Origin of the sequence: Glutamicibacter sp. MNS18 (genome assembly GCF_026107515.2) — a bacterium.
In the GTDB taxonomy this organism is placed as follows: Bacteria; Actinomycetota; Actinomycetes; order Actinomycetales; family Micrococcaceae; genus Glutamicibacter.
In genome coordinates this window covers 219,001-241,740 of record NZ_JAPCHW010000003.1, presented here as the reverse complement: position 1 = coordinate 241,740, position 22,740 = coordinate 219,001, and the positions used below count along the sequence as shown (strand labels likewise).

At 66.7% G+C, this 22,740-nt stretch carries 26 protein-coding genes; 7 read left to right on the top strand and 19 right to left on the bottom strand.

Features of this window, described 5'->3' with window-relative positions:
- Nucleotide 1: 1 nt before the first annotated feature.
- The 3 genes from OK351_RS04700 to OK351_RS04690 all read right to left on the bottom strand — a co-directional run bounded on the left by OK351_RS04700 (nucleotide 2) and on the right by OK351_RS04690 (nucleotide 2,439).
- Nucleotides 2-973 carry an aspartate carbamoyltransferase catalytic subunit gene (locus tag OK351_RS04700; protein WP_265156284.1) on the bottom strand — a complete coding sequence of 324 codons (972 nt, stop codon included), beginning with the start codon at nucleotides 971-973 and terminating at the stop codon, nucleotides 2-4.
- Complete coding sequence (gene pyrR, locus OK351_RS04695; RefSeq protein ID WP_265156281.1) at nucleotides 970-1,542, bottom strand: bifunctional pyr operon transcriptional regulator/uracil phosphoribosyltransferase PyrR; 573 nt, start codon at nucleotides 1,540-1,542, stop codon at nucleotides 970-972. Before pyrR ends, OK351_RS04700 begins: the two co-directional genes overlap by 4 nt.
- A gap of 201 nt (nucleotides 1,543-1,743) precedes the next feature.
- Nucleotides 1,744-2,439, bottom strand: a complete 696-nt coding sequence (locus tag OK351_RS04690; protein ID WP_265156279.1) for an AfsR/SARP family transcriptional regulator — start codon at nucleotides 2,437-2,439, stop codon at nucleotides 1,744-1,746.
- A gap of 281 nt (nucleotides 2,440-2,720) precedes the next feature.
- Between OK351_RS04690 and OK351_RS04685 the strand changes: the two genes are divergently transcribed.
- The 5 genes from OK351_RS04685 (at nucleotide 2,721) to OK351_RS04665 (ending at nucleotide 7,571) form a co-directional block, all read left to right on the top strand.
- Complete coding sequence (locus OK351_RS04685; RefSeq protein WP_265156277.1) at nucleotides 2,721-3,401, top strand: zinc metalloprotease; 681 nt, start codon at nucleotides 2,721-2,723, stop codon at nucleotides 3,399-3,401.
- A gap of 12 nt (nucleotides 3,402-3,413) precedes the next feature.
- The gene (locus OK351_RS04680) at nucleotides 3,414-5,786 is read left to right on the top strand and encodes a caspase family protein (protein WP_265156274.1); all 2,373 of its coding nucleotides are present in this window, start codon (nucleotides 3,414-3,416) and stop codon (nucleotides 5,784-5,786) included.
- A 115-nt stretch (nucleotides 5,787-5,901) separates the two neighbouring features.
- Complete coding sequence (locus tag OK351_RS04675; RefSeq protein WP_265156272.1) at nucleotides 5,902-6,819, top strand: trypsin-like serine peptidase; 918 nt, start codon at nucleotides 5,902-5,904, stop codon at nucleotides 6,817-6,819.
- Nucleotides 6,820-6,828: 9 nt separating this feature from the next.
- Nucleotides 6,829-7,110, top strand: coding sequence for a carboxypeptidase-like regulatory domain-containing protein (locus tag OK351_RS04670; protein WP_265156269.1), 282 nt, complete (start codon nucleotides 6,829-6,831; stop codon nucleotides 7,108-7,110).
- A 155-nt stretch (nucleotides 7,111-7,265) separates the two neighbouring features.
- Nucleotides 7,266-7,571 carry a hypothetical protein gene (locus tag OK351_RS04665; RefSeq protein WP_265156267.1) on the top strand — a complete coding sequence of 102 codons (306 nt, stop codon included), beginning with the start codon at nucleotides 7,266-7,268 and terminating at the stop codon, nucleotides 7,569-7,571.
- Between the two features lie 212 nt (nucleotides 7,572-7,783).
- Here the strand turns inward: OK351_RS04665 and nusB are convergent, their stop codons facing one another.
- From nusB to OK351_RS04595, 14 genes are all read right to left on the bottom strand, one after another.
- Nucleotides 7,784-8,194 (bottom strand): transcription antitermination factor NusB, encoded by a 411-nt coding sequence (nusB, locus tag OK351_RS04660; protein WP_265156265.1) that lies wholly within the window; start codon nucleotides 8,192-8,194, stop codon nucleotides 7,784-7,786.
- A complete protein-coding gene (efp, locus tag OK351_RS04655; RefSeq protein WP_265156263.1) occupies nucleotides 8,194-8,754 on the bottom strand; it encodes an elongation factor P in 561 nt (186 codons plus the stop codon). Before efp ends, nusB begins: the two co-directional genes overlap by 1 nt.
- 76 nt (nucleotides 8,755-8,830) lie before the next feature.
- Nucleotides 8,831-9,373: a tetratricopeptide repeat protein gene (locus OK351_RS04650; RefSeq protein ID WP_265156261.1), complete on the bottom strand. Its 543-nt coding sequence runs from the start codon at nucleotides 9,371-9,373 to the stop codon at nucleotides 8,831-8,833.
- A gap of 2 nt (nucleotides 9,374-9,375) precedes the next feature.
- Nucleotides 9,376-10,467 (bottom strand): 3-dehydroquinate synthase, encoded by a 1,092-nt coding sequence (gene aroB, locus OK351_RS04645; protein WP_265156259.1) that lies wholly within the window; start codon nucleotides 10,465-10,467, stop codon nucleotides 9,376-9,378.
- Between the two features lie 61 nt (nucleotides 10,468-10,528).
- Nucleotides 10,529-11,026: a shikimate kinase gene (locus OK351_RS04640; RefSeq protein WP_265156257.1), complete on the bottom strand. Its 498-nt coding sequence runs from the start codon at nucleotides 11,024-11,026 to the stop codon at nucleotides 10,529-10,531.
- Complete coding sequence (gene aroC / locus OK351_RS04635; RefSeq protein WP_265156716.1) at nucleotides 11,027-12,226, bottom strand: chorismate synthase; 1,200 nt, start codon at nucleotides 12,224-12,226, stop codon at nucleotides 11,027-11,029.
- Nucleotides 12,227-12,255: 29 nt separating this feature from the next.
- Nucleotides 12,256-13,077, bottom strand: a complete 822-nt coding sequence (locus OK351_RS04630) for a shikimate dehydrogenase family protein (RefSeq protein ID WP_265156255.1) — start codon at nucleotides 13,075-13,077, stop codon at nucleotides 12,256-12,258.
- Nucleotides 13,068-14,336 carry an endolytic transglycosylase MltG gene (gene mltG, locus OK351_RS04625; RefSeq protein ID WP_265156253.1) on the bottom strand — a complete coding sequence of 423 codons (1,269 nt, stop codon included), beginning with the start codon at nucleotides 14,334-14,336 and terminating at the stop codon, nucleotides 13,068-13,070. The genes OK351_RS04630 and mltG overlap by 10 nt, the downstream gene beginning before the upstream one ends.
- Before the next feature lie 33 nt (nucleotides 14,337-14,369).
- Nucleotides 14,370-14,843, bottom strand: a complete 474-nt coding sequence (gene ruvX, locus OK351_RS04620; RefSeq protein WP_265156251.1) for a Holliday junction resolvase RuvX — start codon at nucleotides 14,841-14,843, stop codon at nucleotides 14,370-14,372.
- Nucleotides 14,836-17,526, bottom strand: a complete 2,691-nt coding sequence (alaS, locus tag OK351_RS04615; protein ID WP_265156249.1) for an alanine--tRNA ligase — start codon at nucleotides 17,524-17,526, stop codon at nucleotides 14,836-14,838. The genes ruvX and alaS overlap by 8 nt, the downstream gene beginning before the upstream one ends.
- A complete protein-coding gene (locus OK351_RS04610; RefSeq protein WP_265156247.1) occupies nucleotides 17,523-17,756 on the bottom strand; it encodes a hypothetical protein in 234 nt (77 codons plus the stop codon). Before OK351_RS04610 ends, alaS begins: the two co-directional genes overlap by 4 nt.
- Before the next feature lie 10 nt (nucleotides 17,757-17,766).
- Nucleotides 17,767-18,138 (bottom strand): DUF948 domain-containing protein, encoded by a 372-nt coding sequence (locus OK351_RS04605; protein ID WP_265156245.1) that lies wholly within the window; start codon nucleotides 18,136-18,138, stop codon nucleotides 17,767-17,769.
- A gap of 133 nt (nucleotides 18,139-18,271) precedes the next feature.
- A complete protein-coding gene (gene rpsD / locus OK351_RS04600) occupies nucleotides 18,272-18,898 on the bottom strand; it encodes a 30S ribosomal protein S4 (protein WP_265156713.1) in 627 nt (208 codons plus the stop codon).
- A gap of 167 nt (nucleotides 18,899-19,065) precedes the next feature.
- Nucleotides 19,066-20,439, bottom strand: a complete 1,374-nt coding sequence (locus OK351_RS04595) for a replication-associated recombination protein A (RefSeq protein ID WP_265156243.1) — start codon at nucleotides 20,437-20,439, stop codon at nucleotides 19,066-19,068.
- Between the two features lie 96 nt (nucleotides 20,440-20,535).
- Between OK351_RS04595 and dtd the strand changes: the two genes are divergently transcribed.
- Both dtd and OK351_RS04585 read left to right on the top strand, forming a co-directional pair.
- Nucleotides 20,536-20,973, top strand: a complete 438-nt coding sequence (gene dtd, locus OK351_RS04590) for a D-aminoacyl-tRNA deacylase (RefSeq protein WP_265156241.1) — start codon at nucleotides 20,536-20,538, stop codon at nucleotides 20,971-20,973.
- A gap of 109 nt (nucleotides 20,974-21,082) precedes the next feature.
- Nucleotides 21,083-21,253, top strand: coding sequence for a hypothetical protein (locus OK351_RS04585; RefSeq protein ID WP_265156239.1), 171 nt, complete (start codon nucleotides 21,083-21,085; stop codon nucleotides 21,251-21,253).
- On the opposite strand, the gene OK351_RS04580 is transcribed toward OK351_RS04585, so the two are convergent.
- A complete protein-coding gene (locus OK351_RS04580; protein ID WP_265156236.1) occupies nucleotides 21,250-21,579 on the bottom strand; it encodes a PadR family transcriptional regulator in 330 nt (109 codons plus the stop codon). The genes OK351_RS04585 and OK351_RS04580 overlap by 4 nt on opposite strands.
- Nucleotides 21,572-22,696 (bottom strand): hypothetical protein, encoded by a 1,125-nt coding sequence (locus OK351_RS04575; protein WP_265156234.1) that lies wholly within the window; start codon nucleotides 22,694-22,696, stop codon nucleotides 21,572-21,574. The genes OK351_RS04580 and OK351_RS04575 overlap by 8 nt, the downstream gene beginning before the upstream one ends.
- Between the last annotated feature and the right edge of the window lie 44 nt (nucleotides 22,697-22,740).

The window sequence follows — 22,740 nt, the reverse complement described above, 5'->3', positions numbered from 1 at the left end:
CCTAGCTTTCCTTGATCAAATCGCCGGAGAGGAGCATGTAGAGGCTGGCCATGCGCACGGCCACGCCATTGGTCACCTGGTCCAGCACGGTGGAGCGCGGTGAATCCGCGGCGGCCGAGGAGATCTCCAGGCCGCGGTTCATCGGTCCGGGATGCATGATCAGGGTTTCATCACCCGAGGCGTCCAGGGTGGTGAGCCTGGCGTCATCCAGGCCCCAGTAGCGCGAGTATTCCCGCGGGTTGGGGAAGAAGGCGGCGTTCATCCGCTCGCCCTGCACACGCAGCATCATCAGTGCATCCGTGCCGGAGGCGATGACCTCATCCAGGTTGTAGCTGATGGTGCACGGCCAGGAGGCGGCGCCCACCGGCAGCAGGGTGGGCGGGGCCACCATGGTGACCTCGGCGCCCAGGGTGTTCAGCAGCCAGAGGTTGGAGCGGGCCACCCGCGAGTGCAGGATGTCCCCGACGATCGCGACCTTCAACCCGTCCAGGCCCTTGCCATGCGGTGAACTGCCCTCGCGCAGGCAGATCTGCCGGCGCAGCGTGAAGGCGTCCAGCAACGCCTGGGTGGGGTGCTCGTGCATGCCGTCGCCGGCGTTGACGATCGGCAGCCCGATCCAGTCGGTGGCCGCCAGCCGGGCCGGGGCCCCGGAGTCCGGATGGCGGATGACCACCGCATCGGCGCCGATGGCCAGCAGCGTCTGGGCGGTGTCCTTGAGCGATTCGCCCTTGGAGACCGAGGAGCCCTTGGCGGAGAAGTTGATGACATCCGCGCTCAGCCGCTTGGCCGCGGCCTCGAAGGAGATCCGGGTGCGGGTGGAGTCCTCGAAGAACAGGTTCACCACGGTGCGTCCGCGCAGCGCCGGCAGCTTCTTGACCTCGCGGGTGCCGAACGCGCGCATTTCCTCGGCGATGTCCAGGATCTGGATGGCCTCGGCACGGGTGAGGTCCGCGGTGGAAATCAGGTGCTTCATACGCCCGCCTCGATGATCACTTCGTTGGATTCGTCGGTCTCTGCCAGGTGCACGCGGACCTTTTCGCTTTTGGCGGTGGGCAGGTTCTTGCCTACATGGTCGGCGCGGATCGGCAGTTCGCGGTGGCCCCGGTCGACCAGCACGGCCAGCCTGACGATGCGCGGCCGGCCCCAGTCGGCCAGGGCGTCCAGGGCGGCGCGGATGGTGCGCCCGGAATACAGCACGTCGTCGACCAGTACCACCACCTTGCCGTCAATGCCACCGGCGGGAAGCCGGGTGGGGGCAGGGGTGCGGGTCGAGGAATGCCGCAGGTCATCACGGTACATGGTGATATCCAGCTGGCCGACCAGCGAATCGGCGGTGATGCCCTCGGCGGAGGAAGCGGCGATACGCTCGGCCAGGCGTTGGGCCAGCGGGAAACCGCGGCGCGGGATACCCAGCAGGACCAGGTCCTCGGTACCCTTGTTGGCCTCGATGATTTCGAAGGCGATGCGCGTGAGGACCCGTTCGATGTCGTCGGATGACAACACCATGCGCGCCCCCGGCGACGTTGAGGAATATTCACTCATACGGTGCATCTCTCCCTTCTCCGCCTCACGGGACGGTTCTTAAAGGAATATTGCTCCTTAGAAATTATCACGTCGGATGACCCTTCCCCTAGCCGGTGACCCATGCAGGGGTGTGAATAGCCTATGGTTTCGACCACATCCGCGGGAAAACCCGCCACATCGCGCGGGATTGCCCAAGCCGTCGGCGGCGGCGCGGGAGGGTCAACTGCTGCGCAATTGCGCCAGCATCCGGGTGACCTCGGGTCCCGGACCGATTCCCAGGTCCTCCTGCAGCCGCTTGATGAACAGCAGCAGCCCGGCGGCCGCACCGGCCCGGTTGCCTTCCCCGGCCTCGGCCCGGGCCAGGATGCTGGCAGCGCTCTCGCTGATCGGGTCCAGGTCCAGGGCGGCGCGTCCCAGCCGTAGCGCCTGGTGGTGGTTGCCGCGGGCCAGCTGTTCATGTGCCGCATTCTGCAGGGCCCGGGCGCGCAACTGCCGCAGCTCCTCCTGGTCGGCGGCCAGCCACGGCTCATCCCAGTCCGGCAACAGCTGTGCGCCGCGCAATAGCTGCTCCAGTTCGGTGCAGCCAAGGTTGGCCGTACCGCCCCATTTCTCGAGTTCGGCGGTGTGCCGGTGCACGTCCACCGGGGTCTGCTCGGCCAGGTCCAGCCACCCGTCGGAGCACCCCAGCAGGCCCGGGGCCTGCCGGTGGATGTGGTGCAGGCTCACCCGAAGGCTGTCCAGCGCCCGGGATTCGGTGGTTTCCGGCCAGAGTATCCCGGCCACCCGGCGCCTGGGCATCGCCCCGCGCAGCGCCAGCAGGCAGATCACCCGCTGTTCACGCAGCCGCAAGGGCACCGCACTTCCGTCGCGCAGCAACCGCCACCGTTCAAGTAACCGGACTTCGAACTCAGGCATCGAACCGCAAACCCCCACTCCCCGTTCACGGTTGCCACCATCGAGTGATCGGCCAAACCGCACCCGGGCAACCCCACTTCCACTGTTCCAGTGCCGGAAAATCCTGTCAATGGGAGATCGTGCGGGATTGGGGATATCACTAGGCCTTAATTCGACCCGGCAAGTGAAACCGGTTCATTTAGCGTCCGGGGTATCCGGTGGCTGTAACGCCCGGGTAACGCCGGTACAGGACAATCTGCTGGACATGTCCGGACAGGTACCGGCCAGGCAGGAGGTGCCCAATGGCCGAACAACCGTATTTCTGTTCCGTTGCGGTACCGGCCGCGCTGGGCGCGCTGACCCGCGCGGCGGCGTTCAACTCGGCCCGCTGGCAGGTGGATGTGCTGAACCTGCACTTCCTGGAAGGTGAACCCGAACTGCACCAGCGGGTGCTGCAGGTCGCCCGGGAGTGGACCGGCCCGTCCATGGCGCGGCTGCGCCTGAACACCGATCCCGGTTCCCCGGCCGATGTGCGCATCAGTTTCACCCCGGGTCTCGGGTCCTGGTCCTACCTGGGCACCCAGGCGCAACAGGTCAACAGCGCCGAACCGACCATGAACTTCGGCTGGATCACCCCGGACAGCGACGAGAAGACGCTGCGCCAGGTGGTGCTGCACGAGTTCGGCCATGCCATCGGCCTGATCCACGAGCACCAGAACCCCGCCACGCCGATCCAGTGGGATGTCGAAGCGGTCATCAAGGACCAGTCCGGGCCACCGAACTACTGGAACCGCGCGCAGGTGCACAGCAACATCTTCCAGGCCTACGATCCGGCCGAGCTGACCGGGACCGAGGTGGATCCGCACTCGATCATGATGTACCCGGTGCCCGCCCATTGGACCCTGGACGGTTTCAGTGTCGGCTGGAATACCGAGCTGTCCCCCACGGATCGCCGGTTCATCCACGACGCCTACCCGTGGTGAGGGCGGTGGGTGATGGCTGACTATGCGGTGGTGGTCGGGATCGGGCACTACCCCAAACTGGATGCGGTCGGGGTGCTGAAGAACCTGGACGGGCCACAGAATGATGCCACCGCGATCGCCGATTGGCTGCGCGATCCCCACGGCGGGAACGTGCCGGAGCAAAACCTGAAATTGATCCGCAGCACGGATTTCCCCCGCAGTGCCGAGGATCCCGAACCCACCAGCTCCAGGCTCTCGGCTGCCATGGACTGGTTGTTGCAACAGACCAGCGAAGCCCGGGCGGACCGGCTCTACCTGTACTTCGCCGGCCATGGGTTCGCCCCGGTCCTGGAAGAGCCGGCGCTGTTTACCGCCGAGGCCAGTACCGGCTATAACGCCTACCTCTACGCCTACGACTGGTTCCGCCATTTCCGCCAGTCCGGGCGGTTCCGCGAGTACGTGCTGTGGATGGACTGCTGCATGACCAACCAGAAATCCATCCCGGTCTCCCCGGTGATGGCCCGCAGCGAGGTGTCCTCGCAGAGCCCCGGACCCACCTTCATCGCTGTGGCGGCCCAGACCAAGGCGGCGCTGGAACACCGGATGCCGGACGGGCTGGTGCACGGGGTCTTCACCTGGACCCTGCTGCAGGGGTTGGGTGGGGCGGCCGCCGATGACCGCGGGGTGGTGACCGCCCGGAGCCTGAAATCCTATCTGCACGACACCATGGTGGATTTCCTTCCCGGGACCGTCCGCGCCGGCAGCGCCGTGGACCTGCAGCCCTATGTGCGGGCCGAAAGCCCGCTGCTGCTCAAGCGGCTGGAGCAGGTGCCCCGCTTCGATGTCACCTTGCACCTGCCCGCCGGCGAACCGCCCGCCGGATTGCGGCTGTGGGCCGGCCGCCCGCACCGGCCCATCGAGGTGGACCTGGCCGCCGGGCCGGGTCTGATCCGGGTACGGCTGCCGCGCGGGCTGTACCTGGCCGGGAACCCGGACACCGGTCTGCGCCACGGCTTCCAGGTCGGCGGGGCGGGAGAGCAGCACGTACATCTCGGGGACCGGGGTCCGGCGGTGCGGCCGGCCCGGTTCGGGCAATTGCACCGGTTCGGACTCACCGTGCCCAATGCGGCCGCCTCCCTGGTGGTCACCAACGACCAACTGGGTCTGGTCTACCGTCGGACCGGGAACCTGCAGGAGCGTGAGTGCCCGGGGCTGTACAAGGTGCGGGTGGAATTCGGCAGGGATATCGGCTCGGTGTCCGAACACGTGCTGTTGCTGGACCGCGATACCGACCTGCAGCTGGATTCCCCGCTGCTGCCTACCCCGGCCCCGGCCGGGTTCAGCTCCTATGCCCCGGCGTCCCAGCATTCGCCCTTCGGCACCCTGACCCACCGGTTCGCCGACCGCCCGCAGGTGCCACCGGGTCAAGGTGCCTTCACGGTACTCGGCCGGTTCTGGTTCCACCGCAGCGGGCCGGTGGCATCCTGGCCGCATCCGCTGAGCGATCTGGAACTGCGCGGGCCGCACGGGGAACTGGTGGAACGGCTGGATACCGCCCCGGTGGAAGCCGAACACGACCCGTTGGCCCCGCAAAGCATCTGGACCCGGGTGCTGGAGCCCGGGATCTACTACCTGCGCTACCTGATCCCGGATGGACGGACCGCCGAGGCCACCGTGGTCGTCTGCCCGGGCTGGATCACCCAGCTGGTGCTGCAACGCGAATCCGGCGATCCGGGCGAACCCTTCCCCGACCAGTTCCGGTTGCATGATGCGGCACTGTTCATGCGCGATGCCGAGCACGATGACCACGACGAGCAGCGTGACCTGGTCATCGAATCGACCCGTATCGCCCTGGCCCAGGGCCGGGACCTGCTGGAGCATTCGGATCCCGGACGGCTCGAGCACCTGCTGTTGGAGGCCTACCAGGACCCGGTTGCCGGGATCATCGGCGGCTACCTGCTGCTGCGCAACGAAGGCCCCGGCCTGCTGCGCGCCGAACGGGCCGTGCTGTTCGACGCCGCCGTCAGGCGCCTGCAGCAAGCCACCGGCGGAATACACCCCGATGTGCAGGCGCTGTCGCTGCGTTGCGCCGATCCGGCGTTGCGCCACCGCGGCCCGATCACCGCCCCGCCGGTGTTCACCGCCGGTTGGGAGCTGGTCGGCCGGGCCAGCCAGCACGCCCCGGATCTGCTACCGGCGGACTTGTGGCAGCGCATCCGGGCCACCACCGCTCTGGGCCCGTTCTTCGCCTGGCAGGTGGATGAGCGCAGCCGGGCCCTGCACAGCCGGCAGCTGCAGGAGGTATTGGAGCATGACGGGGGAAGGGACCTGGCGGACCGGATGGCGCTTCCGCGTACCGCTCTGCCGCATCCCCCACAGCCCCGGCAGGGTCCGGGAGCAGGCTGATGCCGCGGCGCCGCGGGCCGATCATGGCGCTGTAATGCCCGGGTAACAGGTGCGGCGGAAGATGGTGCTCGACGGGGCGCACGGTGCGCCCCGCCCGTTGCTGACAGGAGCCGCCATGAACGGGTTCAAGGACGAAATGCACACCCCGGTCGCCAATGAAATCGAGGAGGTCACCGATACCGACGTGATCGGCCTGGAACCGGAGAGCGGCCAGGACCAGGAGGTGGCCACCGGGACCGATGGGTACGAATCGGTGCCCGGGTACACCTTGCCGGCCGCCGGGGATTTCGAGGCCTCGGTGCGGGCGGCCTTCGAGGAGGACCTGCCCGATATCGGGGTGGCTTCCTTCGGCATGCTGCCGCAGACCGTGCACGGCACCGATGACCGGGTGCGGATCAGCCCGGCCTCCGGCTACCCATGGCGTGCCCATGCCAGCTTGCTGATCACCGCCCGGGACGGGGCACGCTATATCGGCACCGGCTGGTTCGTTGGACCGCGCACCCTGATCACCGCCGGGCACTGCGTGTTCATCCGTAATAGCGGCAATCCCGCCCGGGATGGCTGGGTGCAAAGCGTCCAGGTGGCTCCGGGGCGTGATGCCGCCAGCTACCCGTACGGCACCGCCTGGGCCACCGGTTTGCGGTCGGTGACCGGCTGGACGGTGAACGGCAATGCGGACTACGACTACGGGGCGATCATCCTCGGCAGTAACCTGGGAAGCACCACCGGGTGGCTGGGTGCGGCGAACTATTCGGACGCCACGTTGCTGGCGTCCACCGGCAACCTCAGCGGGTATCCCGGGGACAAGCCCTCGGGCACCCAGTGGTATCACGCCCGCCGGATCCATTCGGTCACGGCCCGCAAGGTGTACTACGATATCGACACCTTCGGCGGGCAAAGCGGCAGCGCGGTTTACGTGCTGAACAACGGTGCCCGGTACGCCGTCGCGGTGCACGCCTACGGTGGTTCGGTGAACTCCGGGACCCGGATCAACGCCGAGGTGCTGAACAATATCGTGCAGTGGCGGGCCTAGACTGGCACCATGGGTCCTCCGCTGATAGTGCACGGCCAGGTGGTTGATGCGCGGCGGCATCCGGTGTCCGCAGCGCGCATCATGATCGCCCATGCCCCGCACCCGGTGCCGGATATCGCAGTGCTCAGCGACGAGCAGGGCCGCTTCGACGTGCCGCTTCCCGGTGAGGGACGCTATCTGCTCAACGTGCACGCCGACGGTTTGGCCTCCGGCAGGCTGCAGATCGACACCGCACTATGGCATCCGGCGCGCCAGGACCAAGCGATTGTGGTGCTGGGCGACCTGCCCTGAGCCGATCGTCCGGACCGGGAGCGGTTCGCCGTGAGGTTCGAAGACCGGCGGTCGGACGACCCGAAGGGACCCGGCGTTTTCCTGCTGTACGCCTGCACCGGCACAGTACCGAATGGTATGATATGCCATTGCCGAACGCTCAGAGGGGACCTGATATGGGCAAGCCAACGGTCTGTGCAGTGGCAGCGGCGGCGTTCCTCCTGGCCGGGTGCACAAGTTCCACACCGCGAAATGCCGAAGGCGGGATGGAAGGCGTCGTGGAGCGGGTTCGCAGCGATGCGTTGTCCCTGCGGGTCGGTGAGGACATGATACGGGTTGATACCTGGGCGGTCTGCGGAGATGAGACGGCCCGGTACATCTCGGTCGGCGACCAGCTCACCGTCTTCGGTCATCGGGATGTGATCACCTACGACGCGACCCGGATCCTGGACAGCAACGGGGAGCCGGTCTGCCGGGATTGACCAGCCGGACCAGCTTCGGGTGGCGGCGCCCTGCCCGGCCCCTGGGGGTTACCCGCGCAGCCCATGGGCAGCTGCAGGATCGCGACCAGCACCTGCAAGAGGCTGCCGCACACGGGAGCCCACCGGAGGATCCGGTGACACGAAGGCCGCGGATCGCACCCGTTCGGGTGTGATCCGCGGCCTTGGCAACTGGTGGTGGAGCATCCGCCGAGCTAGTCGACCAGGGTGTCCTTGATCTGCTGGATCCGGCCCAGCACGCCGTTGACGAATTCCGGCGAGTCATCGGTGGACAACTCGCGCACATTGGCCACGGCCTCGGATACGGCCACGGCGTCGGGGACCTCGTCGTTGTACAGCAGTTCCCAGACCCCGATGCGCAAGGCGATACGATCCACCGCTGGCATGCGTTCAATGGTCCAACCGCGGACGTAGCTTTCGAGGATCTCGTCGATGCGTTCCTGGTGGCCAACCACGCCCTCGAGGATGGTCAACGAGTATTCGTTGAGCACGATCTCGGAATTCTCGCGACGGGAAATGGCCACAGCCAGCGGTTCGGCACCGCGCTGTTCGGCTTCAAAGAGGAATTCCAGGGCCCGGCGGCGGGCCTTGGCGCGTGCACTCACTAGGAGACACGTCCCAGGTAATCGCCGGTGCGGGTGTCGACCTTGACCTTGGTGTTCTGGTCGACGAACAGCGGCACCTGGATGATCTTGCCGGTTTCCAGGGTGGCCGGCTTGGTTCCGGCGGAGGAACGATCGCCCTGCAGGCCCGGTTCGGTGTAGGTGATTTCCAGGACCACCGACGGCGGCAGTTCCACATACAGCGGGTTGCCCTCGTACATGGCGATGGTCAGTTCCTGGTTCTCCAGCATGTAATCGGCGGCGTCGCCCACGGTCTTACCCGTGACGGTGACCTGGTCGTAGTCATCCAGGTTCATGAAGACGAAGTCCTCGCCGTCCTGGTAGAGGTACTGGTAGTCGCGGCGGTCGACGTTGGCGGTCTCGATCTTCGCACCGGCGTTGTAGGTCTTGTCCTGCACCCGGCCGGTGAGCACATTGCGCATCTTGGTGCGCACGAAGGCCCCACCCTTTCCTGGCTTCACGTGCTGGAATTCGATGATGGTCCACAGGTTTCCATCAATCTTGATGACCTGACCATTTTTGATGTCAGTCGTATCTGCCACGAGTCCTCAATCCTCTTATGCAGCCAGCTACCGCCAGCCCTTGTCAAAAAACCATGTCCCAGTCTAGCGCATGGCACTAGGCGGTGGCGCGCAACCGTTCCTGGGCGATTTCCAGGCAGATCCGCGAACCGTCCAGCAGGTGCCGCGGCGCGTTGATGGCCTGGCGCAGTTCCAGCGCCGTCGAGAAACGGGTGATCGCCGCGCGGTAATCGCCGGTTTCGAAGAACGCCATGCCCAGGTGCTGTTGCATCAGCGGCTCGTATTGGGTGCCGGCGAATTCCTCGGCCAACTTGCGCAAGCGGTTGATCGCGCGATGCAGGTCACCCTGCATCCGGGTGAGTTCGGTATCCAGCACCCGCAGGTGAGCGTTCATCGGATCCAGCAAACGCTGCTCGGCGATCATTTCCCCGGCCTGCGACAGTTCTCCGCGGGCCAGGTGGATCACCACCTGGTCGGTGGGCGAACCCACCTCCATGGAACGCCGCGCGGCGGCCTCATCGGCCACATAGGCGCGCATGGTTTCCGGGTCGATCAGGATCCCGTCAATGGTGGTATCCGCTCCCTGGCGGTTGACGGAGGCGACTTCGAAGGACACGGCACTGTGTCTCGTCTCACTCATGTTTACTCCCCAATTTCCTGGTAGGCGGCGAATAGCAGCGAGTTGTCGGGCACCTCGTAGATGCGCGGACGTCCGATATCCTCGAGCACCACGAAACGCAGCTGGTCACCGCGCGCCTTCTTGTCACGCTTCATCCCGTCGAGCAGGGCGGCCCACCGGTCGTTGCGGTAGCTGGTAGGCAGCCCCAGGGACTGCAGGATCGCCACATGGCGGTCGGCCACCGCGTCGGAGGTGTAGCCCACCGAGCGGCCCAGTTCGGCGGCGAAGCACAATCCGATGGAGACCGCGGCCCCGTGGCGCATTGAATAGCGTTCGACCAGTTCGATGGCATGGGCCAGGGTGTGGCCGTAGTTCAGGAACTCGCGTTCCCCGGCTTCCTTCAGATCCCGTGAGACCACATCGACCTTGACCGCGATGGTGCGCTCGACGATTTCGCGCAGCCGGGCACTGGTCGGATCGATGGCGTCGGCGGGGTCCTCTTCGATCAGTTCCAGGATCCGCTCATCGGCGATGAAACCGCACTTGACCGCTTCGGCCAGGCCGGTGACCAGTTCGTTCTTGGGCAGGGTCGCCAACGCGTCCAGGTCCGCGAGCACCGCGGCCGGTGGATGGAACGCACCGACCAGGTTCTTGCCCTCGGCGGTGTTGATGCCGGTCTTGCCACCCACGGCGGCGTCGACCATGCCCAGCAGCGAGGTGGGAATGTGGATGACCCTGACCCCGCGCAGCCAGGTGGCGGCAACAAAGCCTGCCACATCGGTGACCGCGCCCCCGCCCACCGAGATGATGGCATCGGTGCGGGTGAAGTCGTTCTTGCCCAATACTTCCCAGCAGAAGGCGGCCACCCGGATGTGCTTGCCTTCCTCGGCGTCGGGGATTTCCGCGGTCATCGCCGCGTAGCCCTTGGCATCAAGTTCTTCCTTGACCAGGTCCCCGGTGCTGCGAAGCGCCCTGGGGTGGATGATCAGGATCTTCTTGACATCGACCGGAAGAAGCTCCGGCAGCCGTCCCAGTAGGCCGTTGCCGACCAGGACCGGATAGTTGGCTTCCGGGGTGGCCCCGGTCACCTGAAGTGTGGTGGGTGCTAAAGGCATCCGTAGAGATCCTCCTGTGGTGCTGATCTTTCCAGAGTACGCGCGCACCGGGGCTTTCGCGTTATCTCGTGGCGCTAATCACAAAGTCCTTGATCACTTTCACAAGCTCGGCAACCGGGCGGTCATCGACCTGCACGGTGAAGTCCGCCAGCTGCTCGTAGATGTCCTTGCGCTGGGCGAAGAGTTCACGCCAGCGCACCAGCACGTCCTCGTTGCCGGCCAGCAGCGGCCGGCCCTGGCCGCGGGAAATGCGTTGGGCCGCGGTCTGCTCGTCCATCTTCAGGTAGATCACGGTACCGCGGCGCAACACCTGCCGGTTTTCCTCGCGCAGCACCGCTCCCCCGCCGGTGGCCAGCACCCCGGCCTGGGTGGCGCGCAGGGTCTGCACCTCGAGGTCGCGGAAATGCCGCTCACCGTGTTCGGCGAAGATCTGCGGGATCGAGCCGTGGCTCATCACGATGACCTCGTCGGTATCCAGGAACGTCGTATCCAGGGCCTTGGCCAGTGACTTGCCCACCGTGGACTTGCCACAGGCCATTGGCCCGATCAGGTAAATCATCTAGACCCCGGTGGATCCCAGGTTCTCGGGGATGGCCGCCAGGTAGCTGTCGATATTGCGTTTGACCTCGGTGACCGAGTCGCCCCCGAATTTCTCCAGCACGGCCTGGGCCAGCACCAGGGCCACCATGGCCTCGGCGACCACGCCTGCGGCGGGAACCGCGCAGACATCGGAGCGCTGGTGGTGGGCCTTGGTGTCCTCGCCGGTGGCGGTGTCGATGGTGCGCAACGCCCTCGGCACGGTGGCGATCGGCTTCATGGCCGCCCGCACCCGCAATACCTCGCCGATGGACATGCCGCCCTCGATACCGCCGGCGCGGTTCGAGGCGCGCTGGATGCCGCCGTTGGCGGCACGCTCGATCTCGTCGTGGGCTGCGGATCCGCGCCGCGCCGCGGTGGCGAACCCGTCGCCGACCTCGACCCCCTTGATGGCCTGGATGCCCATCAGGGCCCCGGCCAGCCTGGCGTCCAGCCGGCGGTCCCAGTGGACATAGGATCCCAGGCCCGGGGGCAGGTTGTAGGCCAGCACCTCGACCACGCCGCCGAGGGTTTCCCCGGCCTTGTGCGCATCGTCGACTTCCATGACCATCGCGTCGGAGGTCTCGGAGTCGAAACAGCGCAGCGGGTCGGCATCCAGCCGTTGCACATCGCTGCGGGTGGGAAGCGCGGTGCCCTCGGGGACCGCAACGGTGCCGATGGCGGTGGTGTGCGACACCAGTTCAATGCCCAGGGCGTCGAGGAATGCGGCGGCCACCGAACCCAGGGCCACGCGGGCCGCGGTCTCCCGGGCACTGGCCCTTTCCAGCACCGGACGGGCATCATCGAAGCCGTACTTCTGCATGCCGGTGAAATCGGCGTGGCCCGGACGCGGGCGGGTCAGCGGCGCATTGCGCGCCATCGTGGCCAGTTCCTCGGCGTCCACCGGATCCGCGTTCATCACGCGTTCCCACTTGGGCCATTCGGTATTGCCGATCTCGATGGCGACCGGCCCGCCCTGGGTGCTTCCGTGGCGCACCCCGCCCAGGAAGGAGACCTGGTCCTTTTCGAACTTCATGCGCGCACCGCGCCCATAACCGAGGCGGCGGCGCGCCAACGCGTCGCGTACAACCTCACTGTCCACCGGGATACCGGCAGGTAGACCTTCAAGAATTCCAACAAGAGCCGGGCCGTGCGATTCGCCCGCGGTTAACCAACGCAACATGACGTTCATTTTGCCATGTCCTTGGCCATTTACCGGCCTCGATGAAGCCCTACGGCGTTAAACATGGCATTTGTGACATCCTGCCGGGTTCTTTCATCAAAATCCAGGCCGGTGAACAGGCGGACCTGTTCCACCGCCTGGTGCACCAGCATGGCCAGCCCGTTCACCACCGGCCCGGCCCAGGCCTTGGCCAGGGCCGAGGGCCACGGATCGTAGGCCACATCCAGCAATACCCCGCTGCCCGACCCCAGGGAGGCGATCCAGCCGTCGGCGGCACCCGGCGGCAGGGTGGAAACCACCACCGGGGCCGTCTCGATCGTCCCGACCGGCCGCGCAACGGCGGCCAGGCCCAGCGCCCGGGCGAAGTCCACGGTGGGTTGCGCGCGCCGCACGTCACGCACCACCAGGTCCAGTTCCCGCACGCCCATCACGTGCAGTGCCTCCACCGCGGCCAGGGCGGTGTTGCCGGCCCCCAGGATCGTGGCGGCCGGGCTATGCTCCACCCCGGCATCCCGGAAGGCCTGCACGATGCCGTAGATGTCGGTGTTCTCCCCGTGCAGCGCCCCGTCGGCGCCGACCAGGATGGTATTCAGCGCCCCCATGCGCTCAACGGTGGGCGAGAGCGTATCCATCTGCCCAACGAAGACGTCCTTCAGCGGCATGGTCACCGAGCAACCGGCCCAGCCGCCGGTGCGCAGGCCCGCGGCGAAGTCCGGCGCGTCGGAGGGGTCCAGCTCGATGCGCTGGTAGTCCATCGCCACTCCGAGCAGCGCATAGGCGGCCCGGTGCAGGACCGGGGACTTCGAGTGGCCGATCGGTTGGCCCAGTACGGCGGCCTTGTTCACTGGCATACCCCTTGGTTGGCTTGGCACCAGTCACGGAATTCCTGCTGGTTGATTCGGTGTTCGTCATAGCTGCGCGCGAACTTGGTTTCCCCGGTGGAGATGTTCACGGTCACCCAGTAGTAGTAGCCGTTGTCCTGCGGATTCACCGCGGCGGCAATGGCGCTTTCGGCCGGGGACCCGATGGGGCCCGGGGGCAGGCCGGGATGCACATAGGTGTTGTAGGGGTTGGCCGCATCGGCCTTCTCCGCCGCGCTGAACTGCAGGGTGTAACGGTCCAGGCCGTAGATCACCGTGGAATCCACCTGCAACAGCCCGTGGGTTTCCACATTGTCCGTCGCCAGCCGGTTGTTCAACGCCCCGGCCACGATCGCGTAGTCCCTGGGTTGGGCTTCGGCCTGCAGGATCGAGGCGATCTTCAGCACCCGGTAGCCTTCGGCCGGGTCGTTGATGCCCTGCTTGGCCAGCACCTCCTCGGTGGCCTGGACCATGCGGGCCAGCACCTCCCGGGCGCTGGTATCCACGGCGAACCGGTAGCCGGCCGGGTACAGGTAGCCTTCGAGGTTGGCCGCCTCGGCCGGCAGACCGAAGGTCTCGGGCTGGTTGGCCAGTTCCGTCAGTTCATCCAGATCCAGTCCGGATCCCTCGGAGATGGCCTCCAGCGCGGCACCCAGGCGCATGTTCTGGCTCAACCCCACGTAGAAGACCTTGTCCGGCCGGTTGTCGATCATGATCTGCACCGCCTCGGAGGCCGGGATCTGCTGGGGCAGCACATAGGTGCCCGGATGGATCTCCTTGTTCTCGGCCTGCACCTCGTCCATGGCCTTGACAAAGAGCTTGTCGCTGGCGACCACGTCCAGTTCGGCCAGCCGGCGGGAGATGATCGTCACCCCCCAGCCTTCCTCGACGGTCAATTCCACGGTCTGCCCGCCGGGACCGGTGTAGTCATCGGGGTTCAGCGTCTTGTAGATGCCGCGCACGGTGAAGACCGAGCCGAGAACCACCAGCACGAAGACCAGGACGGTGGCCAGCATCACCAGGTTGCGCCGCCGTTTGCTGCGTTGGCGCCGATGCCGGCTGTGCCCGGCAGGGGTTGCCGTCGGCTGCTCCCCCGGTAGCGTGGTATCGCCGGCGGTTTCGGGCAGTGCCTCGAAGATGATTTCCGGGGTGCCGGGCACCGCCAGGGGTGTGCCCTGGCGGGCACGGAACCGCTCATGCAGCTGAAGTTGGGCCTGGCGTTGGGTTTCCCGCCGGGATGCGTCTGGCATGGGGGCCTTCCTGCTGGGATCTCGGGCGCGGGGTTATCGAACGACGACCCGGCTGGCCTGGACACGCACCTGGTTGCGTTGCATCTCCAGTACCTGCTGCAGTATCTCGACCGCGGCCACCTGGTCCACCACCGAACGGTGGTTCTCGCTCTTCCGGCCGGCCTCGTGCAATGCCCGGTGGGCGCTGACGGTGCTCAATCGTTCGTCGATCAGCCAGATGCCGACCTCGATCCCGGCCGCATGGGCCTCTTCGGCCAGGGCAATGGCGTAATCCCGCGCCATCCTAGTTGATTCGGTGTCTTTGCCTGATAGCGACTTCGGCTCCCCAATGTACACGTCAGTAACATCCCGATCAAGAATCATCTTGAGCAGTATGCGCCTATCAGAGTTCTTTTTGGCATCCCGCCGCAGGGTTTGCACCGGCATGGCCAGCACCCCGCCGGACTGGGCGACCGCGACGCCGACGCGGGCGGCACCCACGTCGACGCCAAGCAGGTTGCTAGCCATTGGCCACGGCCGAACGGATCGCGGCCAGGGCCTCGGGAACCAGGGTGGCGTCCTTGCCGCCGCCCTGGGCCAGGTCGTCCTTGCCCCCGCCGCCGCCGCCGAGCACCCCGGTGGCGGTGCGCACCAGCGCACCGGCCTTGTGACCGGCGCCGCGGGCGGCCTCGTTGGTGGCGGCCAGCACCAGCGGACGGCCGTTGGCCACGCCGATGAGCACTACCACGGCCGGGTCGCTGCCCAGTTTGCCGCGCAGGTCCATGGCCAGGGTGCGCAGCGCGTCGGCCGAATCCACGGTTCCGGCATCGTGGGCCAGCAGCTTCACGCCGCCCAGGTCCTGCACCGACTCCAGCAGCGCCTGGCCCTGGGCCAGCAGCTGCGCGCTCTTGAGTTCGGCGATCTGCTTTTCCGCGGCCCTGAGCTTGGCAACGGTGTCGTTCACACGCTCGGAAACCTGCGCGGAGGGCACCTTGAACATCGTGGACAGCTCGTTGACCAGGGCGCGTTCGGCCGCCCCGTGACGGAAGGCCTCCATACCCACCAGGGCCTCGACGCGGCGGTTGCCCGAACCCACCGAAGCCTCGGAGAGCAGGGTCAGCTGGCCGATGGTGGCGGTGGAGGGCACGTGGGTGCCGCCACACAGTTCGCGTGACCAGTCCCCGTTCATCTCCACCACACGCACCTGGTTGCCGTATTTCTCGCCGAACAGGCCGATCGCGCCGCGTGCCTTGGCCTCGGCCAGGGCCATCTCGTCGGTGATGACATTGTGGTTGGCCAGGATCGCCAGGTTCACGACCTCCTCGATCTCCTGGCGTGCGCCGGCCGAAAGCTGCTCGGCCCAGGAGAAGTCGAAGCGCAGGTAGCCGGCCTTGTTGAAGGACCCGGCCTGGGTGGCCTCACTGCCCAGCAGCTGGCGCAGCGCGGCATGCACCAGGTGGGTGGCCGAGTGGGCCTGCTCCCCGGAGTGCCGGCGGATCGCGTCCACCTGGGTGCGCACCAGTGCCTCGGCGGGCAGTTCGCCCTCGCGCACCAGAACCTTGTGCACATTCAGGCCCTTGACCGGGGCCTGGGTGTCGAGTACCTCGAGCACGAATCCGTCACCGGTGATCAGCCCGACATCCCCGGCCTGGCCGCCGGATTCTGCGTAGAACGGGGTTTCCTCCAGCACCAGGTCGATTTCCTGGCCCTGTTCGGCGTAGGGCACCACCAGGCCGTCGCGGACGATGCCGCGGATCCTCGACTCGCCTTCCAGCCCCTGGTAGCCGGTGAAGTTCACCGCACCGGAGGCGGCCAGCTCGTTGTAGACCGCCACATCGGCATGCCCGGACTTCTTGGCCTTGGCGTCCTTCTGCGCGCGGGTGCGCTGTTCATTCATCAGCTCGCGGAAGCGGTGCTCGTCCACGGACAGGCCCGCTTCGGCGGCGATCTCCAGGGTCAGGTCGATCGGGAACCCGTAGGTGTCATGTAGGGCGAAGGCGTCATCACCGGAGAGGTTCGCCCCGGCGGTCTTCGCGTCGGTCAACGCCTCATCCAGCCGGGTGGTGCCCGAGGCGATGGTGCGCCTGAAGGCGCGCTCCTCGGCGTAGGCGATGCGTGCGATGCGCTCGAAGTCCTGCTCCACGATCGGGTAGACGCCCTTCATGGCGTCCCGGGAGACCGGCAGCAGTTCGGGCAGCACCTCGGTGTCCACGCCCATCAGGCGCATGGCCCGCACCGCACGGCGGATCAGTCGGCGCAACACGTAGCCGCGGCCCTCGTTGCCCGGGGTCACCCCGTCGGAAATCAGCATCAGCGAGGAGCGGATGTGATCGGCGATCATGCGCAGGCGCACGTCGTTGGCGTGGTTCGGATCTTCCGGGTCCTCGGTGGAGGTGTAGGTGATCCCGGCCAGTTGTGCGGCGCGGTCCAGCACCGGACGGACCTGGTCGGTCTCGTACATGTTCTCCACGCCCTGCAGGATCATCGCCAGACGTTCCAGGCCCAGGCCGGTGTCGATATTGCGTTTGGGCAGTTCCCCGGCCACATCGAAGTCGGTCTTGGAGCGCACGGCCGAGAGCCGGTACTGCATGAAAACCAGGTTCCAGATCTCGATGAAACGGGTCTCGTCCACGGCCGGCCCGCCGGGCAGGCCGTATTCCGGGCCACGGTCGTAGTAGATCTCCGAGCAGGGGCCACCGGGGCCGGGCTGTCCGGTGTTCCAGTAGTTGTCTTCCTTGCCGGTGCCCACCACGCGTTCGCGCGGGATGCCGATCTTCTCTTCCCAGATGCGCCGGGCCTCGACATCCTTCTCCTCGCCGTCCTCGTAGACGGTGACCCACAGGCGCTCGGGGTCCAGGCCGTAGCCGCCGTCCTCGATGCCGGTGGTCAGCAGCTCCCAGGCCCAGGTGATGGCTTCTTCCTTGAAGTAGTCCCCGAAGGAGAAGTTGCCGCACATCTGGAAGAAGGTGCCGTGGCGTACGGTCTTGCCCACTTCCTCGATGTCGCCGGTGCGGATGCACTTCTGCACACTGGTGGCGCGGGAGTACGGCGGTTCCTCCACCGCGGTCAGGTACGGGATGAAGGGCACCATGCCGGCCACCGTGAACAACAGTGACGGGTCGGTGGAGACCAGCGAGGCGCTGGGAACCGCGGTGTGGCCCTTGGAGACGAAAAAGTCGACCCAGCGGCGGGCAATTTCCTGCGTTTTCATCGTGCTGAGGGTGATCCCTTCATAGTGTCCTGGTCCACGCCCAGGGCGGTGCGTAATTCTTCTTCGCGCTGCGACATGCCGTCCCTGAAGGCCTCGGCGATGTCGGAGAGCCGGTCGGCGTACTTGCCGACCTGACGGTTCAGTGCCGTCCCACTGGAAATTTCCTGGTATTTCTTGGCAGCCAGCACGCCGACGCCCACGCCGATGGCCACCCAGATGATCTTTTTCATGGTTTCGCTCCTAGCGGCTGCGGCGTCCGCTGCTGCGTGGTTTGGCGTTCATTGCGGCCTTGACCCCTGAGGTGAATGCGGCAATCTTGATCAGAGGCTTACCCAGCGTGGCGGCGGCCAGGGCGGACAGGGCCGAGGCGTTGGCCGTGGCATCCGAGACGTTGGAGGTGATCGTATCGACCTTCTTGAGCTGGTCGTTGGTGGTGGCCACGGTGTTGGTCACCTCGCCGATCAGCGGGGTGGTGCCGTCGGACAGGTCCTTGATGGAGTCGCGCAGCTCATCGAAGACCCTTCCCAATTTGATGATGGGAACAGCCAATAAGGCCACCAGGATGGCGAAGACGCCGGCGGCGATGAGCCCTGCAATATCCGAACCCGACATGTGCTTCCTCTTCTAATTGGGTCAGTGGTGCCAGTCCACCTTATCGAACCGGACGGTTGAACAGGTAGTTAAGGGCCAATGGCCCGCAACCGGAACGGTTACGGGCCATTGGTCAGGCACACCAGGTAGTGGCTTAGCGTGCGTAGTACTCGACCACGAGGTTCTCTTCGCAGGTCACCGGGATCTCGGCACGCTCGGGAGCGCGCAGGTAGGTGGCCTGCAGGGATTCGAGCTTCACGTCCAGGTAACCCGGAACAGCTGGCAGCACCTGTGCGTGCTCGCCGGCTGCGGCCATCTGGAATGGAACCATCTTCTCGCTCTTCTCGTGAACGTGGATCATCTGACCCGGCTTCACCTTGAAGGAAGGACGGTCCACACGCTGGCCGTTGACCAGGATGTGACGGTGCACTACCAGCTGGCGGGCCTGCTGGATGGTGCGGGCGAAGCCGGCGCGGAGCACCAGGGCATCCAGGCGGGACTCGAGCAGTGCCAACAGGTTGTCACCGGTCTGGCCGCCGAGGCGCTTGGCTTCCTTGAAGGCGCTGAGCATCTGTGCTTCACGGATGCCGTACTGGGCGCGCAGACGCTGCTTTTCGCGCAGACGCACTGCGTAGTCGCTGTCCTGCTTCTTGCGGGCGCGACCATGCTGACCTGGGCCGTAGGGACGGCGTTCCATGTACTTCTCAGCTTTAGGGGTCAGGGCAAGGCCGAGTGCGCGCGACAGGCGCACGGTACGGCGGGCACGGGCGTTAGCCATAATGTGTCCTCTTTCGTAAGCGACGGGTGGTAACTGGCCTCCCGGACGGAGAGTGGTGGGGCGTCGCATCCCGGTAATCACTGCAACCGCGCGCAGGGCGCGGCTTGCCAGCCAAGGATCAAGTTTACACCAGCCGACGGCACCGGCACGCACCGGTGTAACCAATCTCGCTATCGCTTGCGGCGGATGATCTGGCGCAGGGTGGCCAACCGCGAACCGATGGTCTTTTCCGCGCCGTTGGCGGTGGGCCGGTAGTAGTCCACACCCAGCAGGTCGTCCGGGGCGTACTGCTGGCTGGCGATCGAATGCGGCGCGTCGTGGGAATAGATGTACCCCACCCCGTGCCCCAGGGCCTTCGCCCCGGGATAGTGCGCATCACGCAGGTGGTCGGGCACCTTGGCGCCCTTGCCTTCCTGGACATCGGCCAACGCCTGGTTCATCGCGTTGTAGGCGGCATTGGATTTCGGTGCGGTGGCCAGGTGCACGGTGGCGTGTCCCAGCATGATCCGGGCCTCGGGCATCCCGGTCAGCGCCACCGACTGGGCGGCGGCTACCGCCAACGGCAGCGCGGTGGGATCGGCCATACCGATATCCTCGCTGGCCGAGATCATCAGCCGGCGGGCGATGAAGCGCGGGTCCTCCCCCGCATGCAGCATCCGGGCCAGGTAGTGCAGGGCGGCGTCCACATCGGAGCCGCGGATGGACTTGATGAAGGCGCTGATGATGTCGTAGTGCTGGTCCCCGTCGCGGTCGTAGCGGGCCACCGCCTGGTCCATGGCCAGCTGCACATGCCCATCGTTGATCACCACCGGGGTGTCGGCCGCGCCCCCGGCGGCGTTCCAGGCCACCGCTGCGGCGGCTTCCAGCACCGTCAACGCGCGGCGGGCATCACCCTGGGCCAGGCGCACAATGGTGTCGCGTTGTTCGGCAGGCAGTTCAAGCTCATTGCCGAAGCCCCGCTCATCACCCACCGCCCGGATGAGCAGGTCGGCCACGTCCTGCTCCTCCAGCGGGCGCAGGGTCAGCAGCAGTGAGCGGGAAAGCAGCGGGGAGATCACCGAGAAGGAGGGGTTCTCGGTGGTCGCGGCCACCAGCACCACGACCCGGTTCTCCACCCCCGGTAACAGGGCATCCTGTTGCGCCTTGTTGAAGCGGTGGATCTCATCCAGGAACAGGACCGTGGTGATCCCACGCAAATCCCGGTCGTCCTTGGCCTGGTCGATGACCCGGCGCACGTCCTTGACCCCGGCGGTGATCGCCGAGAGTTCCACGAACTTGCGGTCCGTGGCCCGGGCGATCACGTGGGCGATGGTGGTCTTGCCGATACCCGGCGGGCCGTAGAGGATCACGCTGGCCGGCCCGGACGGGCCGGTGGCCGGGGATTCGGCCAGCTGGCGCAGCGGGGAGCCGGCACCCAACAGGTGCTGCTGGCCCACCAGCTCATCGAGGGTGCGTGGGCGCATGCGCACCGCCAGGGGCGGGCGCGGGCGCCTTACGGACTCGTTGCCTGCGTCATCTGCCAGTCCATCGAACAAATCGGTCACCGCTCCAGCCTACCGACACCCCGGGCCGGGCAACGAACGGACACCGGATCAGGCCGGGGTGGGAGATAATCTGACTACAGCCAGAGAAAGGACAAGATGCGCGCCGTATTGCAGGTGGCCAGCCGGGCCCAGGTCGAAGTCGAGAACGAAGTGGTCGGGGCGCTGGAGCGTCCCGGATTGGTGGTCCTGTTGGGCATCACCCACGAGGATGACCAGGCCACCGCCCGGAAGGTGGCCGAGAAGGTGTACCGGCTGCGCATCCTGGAGGGTGAAACCAGTTGCGAATCGGTGTCCGCCCCGCTGCTGGTGATCAGCCAATTCACCCTCTACGGTTCGGTGCGCAAGGGCCGGCGCCCCACCTGGACCGCCGCGGCCCCCGCCGAGCACAGCGAGCCGCTGTACGAATACTTCGTGGCCTACCTGCGTGAACTGGGCGCCGAGGTTGCCACGGGGAGATTCGGGGCGATGATGGAGGTCTCCTTGACCAACTCCGGGCCGTTCACTGTTCTGGTGGATTCGCACGACCTGCCCTGAGCGGCCGGGGTCCGGTCGGGCCCACCCATCCATTGGTCGTAGATCCGCACCCGCAGGATCATCACTCCGGCCGATCCGCAGCCCTGTGACGGAGCATAGAATCCGGTCTATGGCTGATTCCACTTTCAGGCTCGGCGATGCCGTGCTCACCACGCGTTCACCCGGCACGATCATCGATGTGCGGGCCACCGCCTCCGGCCACTGGGTGTACGGGGTGGAGGCCGAGGATGGCGAGGTCGGCTACTTCACCAGCCGCGGGCTTCGCCCTGCCGCCGGCTAGAGGAGTGTGGCCAGCCTCGCCAGGGCGCCACGGTAGTCCCCCAGCGCGACCCGGCCGCTGGCCGAGATCTCGTAGACCTTGCGTCCGGGCCCGCCCCGGCCCTCCTCCCACGAGGTGCTGACCAGCCCCTCGGCTTCCAGCTTGCCCAGCGCCGGGTACAGGCTGGCCCCCTTGACCGGGCTGAACCCCCGGGCCTCCAGGTTCCTGGCCAGCGCATAGCCATGTGCGGGAGCATCCTCCAGTTCGGCCAACAGCAGGAAGCCGAGCATTGCGCGTTGCCAGCCGGCGGGAATCAGCGGCCCGGACGCGGTCACCTGGCTAGTCATCCCTTGCCTCCAGCACCGCCTCGGCGTCCTTGCGGCGCGCCGTGATCCGTTGCGTGACGTAGTGCCGGCGGTCGGCCGGACGCAGCCCGTACAGCACACAGGCGGCGAAAAGACCCCAGGCGGCCACGAAGGTGATATTCCCGGCGCTAGGTCCCTCGTTCAGCAGCGCGAGGATGCCGGACACACCCCAGAGTGTCACCAGCGAAAGGTAGCACAGCTGGCGCAGCATCCAGCGCCGCACCAGGGGGCGTTCGGTACTGGCCGCCACCGACATAGCGTACTCGGTGGGGGTGCCGAATTCCTCCAGCGGACCGGTGGCCGACTGCCCGGCAACCGTCTCCCGCCAGTGCTGCCGTGCCGGCTCCAGCACCCGGGCCGCCTCGGCGCGGGTGAATCCATAGCGTCCACGCAACAGCGCCGCGCACTGGTCGAACCAGATTCGGTGGTCGGTTGCTTGATATAACCGGCCGGCCACCGCGTCGGGATAGGGCAGCAACACTGCGCCAACCACCAGTACCACCCCGAGCACGGGTACCACCAGGTTCGGGGATGCCAGGGTCTTGTCCCCCTGGGTGATGGCCAAAACCGCACAACTCCCCAGGGCCACGGTCACGCCGAGGGCCAGGGTCAGCCAGCCGGCCCGCAGCCGGCCGTTGCGTCGCAGGAACCAGGCGAGGTTGCCGCTCAGGGCAACCCCGGCCCCGCCGATCAGCGAGGCCAATTGCCAGACCTGCCAGGAGTGGGCCAACCAGCCATCACGGAAAGCCACCCACAGCCCGAAACCCAGCAGCAGCAACCCGATCACGATTCCGGCGCCCAGCAGCAGCGCCTTGGAGCTGTCCACCGGCAGTTCACGCAGGGCCCGCTGTTCGGGGCTGCGGATAGCCTGGGCACGCCGGGTACCGAAGGGCCAGGGCTCGCCCAGTAGTTCTTCCGGATTCTGCCCGCTGTCACGGATGGAGCGTCGCTGCAGCTCCAGTTCCGCAGCGCATTGCTCCGGGGTCAGGTCCGCCCAGACCAGGGACGCATGGAAGGCGTGCGCCCACGCGCGGTCCGCATCCGTGTACCGCTCCAGCACCGGCTCCACCGGGTCGGCCTGCTTCCTGCCGTGCATCATCCATCCACCATCCTTACTAGTCTGATTCCCAACCTAGTCTAGTT

Excerpts from the sequence above, each read along its gene's own strand:
- OK351_RS04700 (WP_265156284.1), bottom strand. The coding sequence starts at position 973 with ATGAAGCACCTGATTTCCACCGCGGACCTCACCCGTGCCGAGGCCATC.
- pyrR (WP_265156281.1), bottom strand. The coding sequence starts at position 1,542 with ATGAGTGAATATTCCTCAACGTCGCCGGGGGCGCGCATGGTGTTGTCA.
- OK351_RS04690 (WP_265156279.1), bottom strand. The coding sequence starts at position 2,439 with ATGCCTGAGTTCGAAGTCCGGTTACTTGAACGGTGGCGGTTGCTGCGC.
- OK351_RS04685 (WP_265156277.1), top strand. The coding sequence starts at position 2,721 with ATGGCCGAACAACCGTATTTCTGTTCCGTTGCGGTACCGGCCGCGCTG.
- OK351_RS04680 (WP_265156274.1), top strand. The coding sequence starts at position 3,414 with ATGGCTGACTATGCGGTGGTGGTCGGGATCGGGCACTACCCCAAACTG.
- OK351_RS04675 (WP_265156272.1), top strand. The coding sequence starts at position 5,902 with ATGAACGGGTTCAAGGACGAAATGCACACCCCGGTCGCCAATGAAATC.
- OK351_RS04670 (WP_265156269.1), top strand. The coding sequence starts at position 6,829 with ATGGGTCCTCCGCTGATAGTGCACGGCCAGGTGGTTGATGCGCGGCGG.
- OK351_RS04665 (WP_265156267.1), top strand. The coding sequence starts at position 7,266 with ATGGGCAAGCCAACGGTCTGTGCAGTGGCAGCGGCGGCGTTCCTCCTG.
- OK351_RS04650 (WP_265156261.1), bottom strand. The coding sequence starts at position 9,373 with ATGAGTGAGACGAGACACAGTGCCGTGTCCTTCGAAGTCGCCTCCGTC.
- aroB (WP_265156259.1), bottom strand. The coding sequence starts at position 10,467 with ATGCCTTTAGCACCCACCACACTTCAGGTGACCGGGGCCACCCCGGAA.
- OK351_RS04640 (WP_265156257.1), bottom strand. The coding sequence starts at position 11,026 with ATGATTTACCTGATCGGGCCAATGGCCTGTGGCAAGTCCACGGTGGGC.
- aroC (WP_265156716.1), bottom strand. The coding sequence starts at position 12,226 with ATGTTGCGTTGGTTAACCGCGGGCGAATCGCACGGCCCGGCTCTTGTT.
- OK351_RS04630 (WP_265156255.1), bottom strand. The coding sequence starts at position 13,077 with ATGCCAGTGAACAAGGCCGCCGTACTGGGCCAACCGATCGGCCACTCG.
- mltG (WP_265156253.1), bottom strand. The coding sequence starts at position 14,336 with ATGCCAGACGCATCCCGGCGGGAAACCCAACGCCAGGCCCAACTTCAG.
- ruvX (WP_265156251.1), bottom strand. The coding sequence starts at position 14,843 with ATGGCTAGCAACCTGCTTGGCGTCGACGTGGGTGCCGCCCGCGTCGGC.
- alaS (WP_265156249.1), bottom strand. The coding sequence starts at position 17,526 with ATGAAAACGCAGGAAATTGCCCGCCGCTGGGTCGACTTTTTCGTCTCC.
- OK351_RS04610 (WP_265156247.1), bottom strand. The coding sequence starts at position 17,756 with ATGAAAAAGATCATCTGGGTGGCCATCGGCGTGGGCGTCGGCGTGCTG.
- OK351_RS04605 (WP_265156245.1), bottom strand. The coding sequence starts at position 18,138 with ATGTCGGGTTCGGATATTGCAGGGCTCATCGCCGCCGGCGTCTTCGCC.
- dtd (WP_265156241.1), top strand. The coding sequence starts at position 20,536 with ATGCGCGCCGTATTGCAGGTGGCCAGCCGGGCCCAGGTCGAAGTCGAG.
- OK351_RS04585 (WP_265156239.1), top strand. The coding sequence starts at position 21,083 with ATGGCTGATTCCACTTTCAGGCTCGGCGATGCCGTGCTCACCACGCGT.
- OK351_RS04580 (WP_265156236.1), bottom strand. The coding sequence starts at position 21,579 with ATGACTAGCCAGGTGACCGCGTCCGGGCCGCTGATTCCCGCCGGCTGG.
- OK351_RS04575 (WP_265156234.1), bottom strand. The coding sequence starts at position 22,696 with ATGATGCACGGCAGGAAGCAGGCCGACCCGGTGGAGCCGGTGCTGGAG.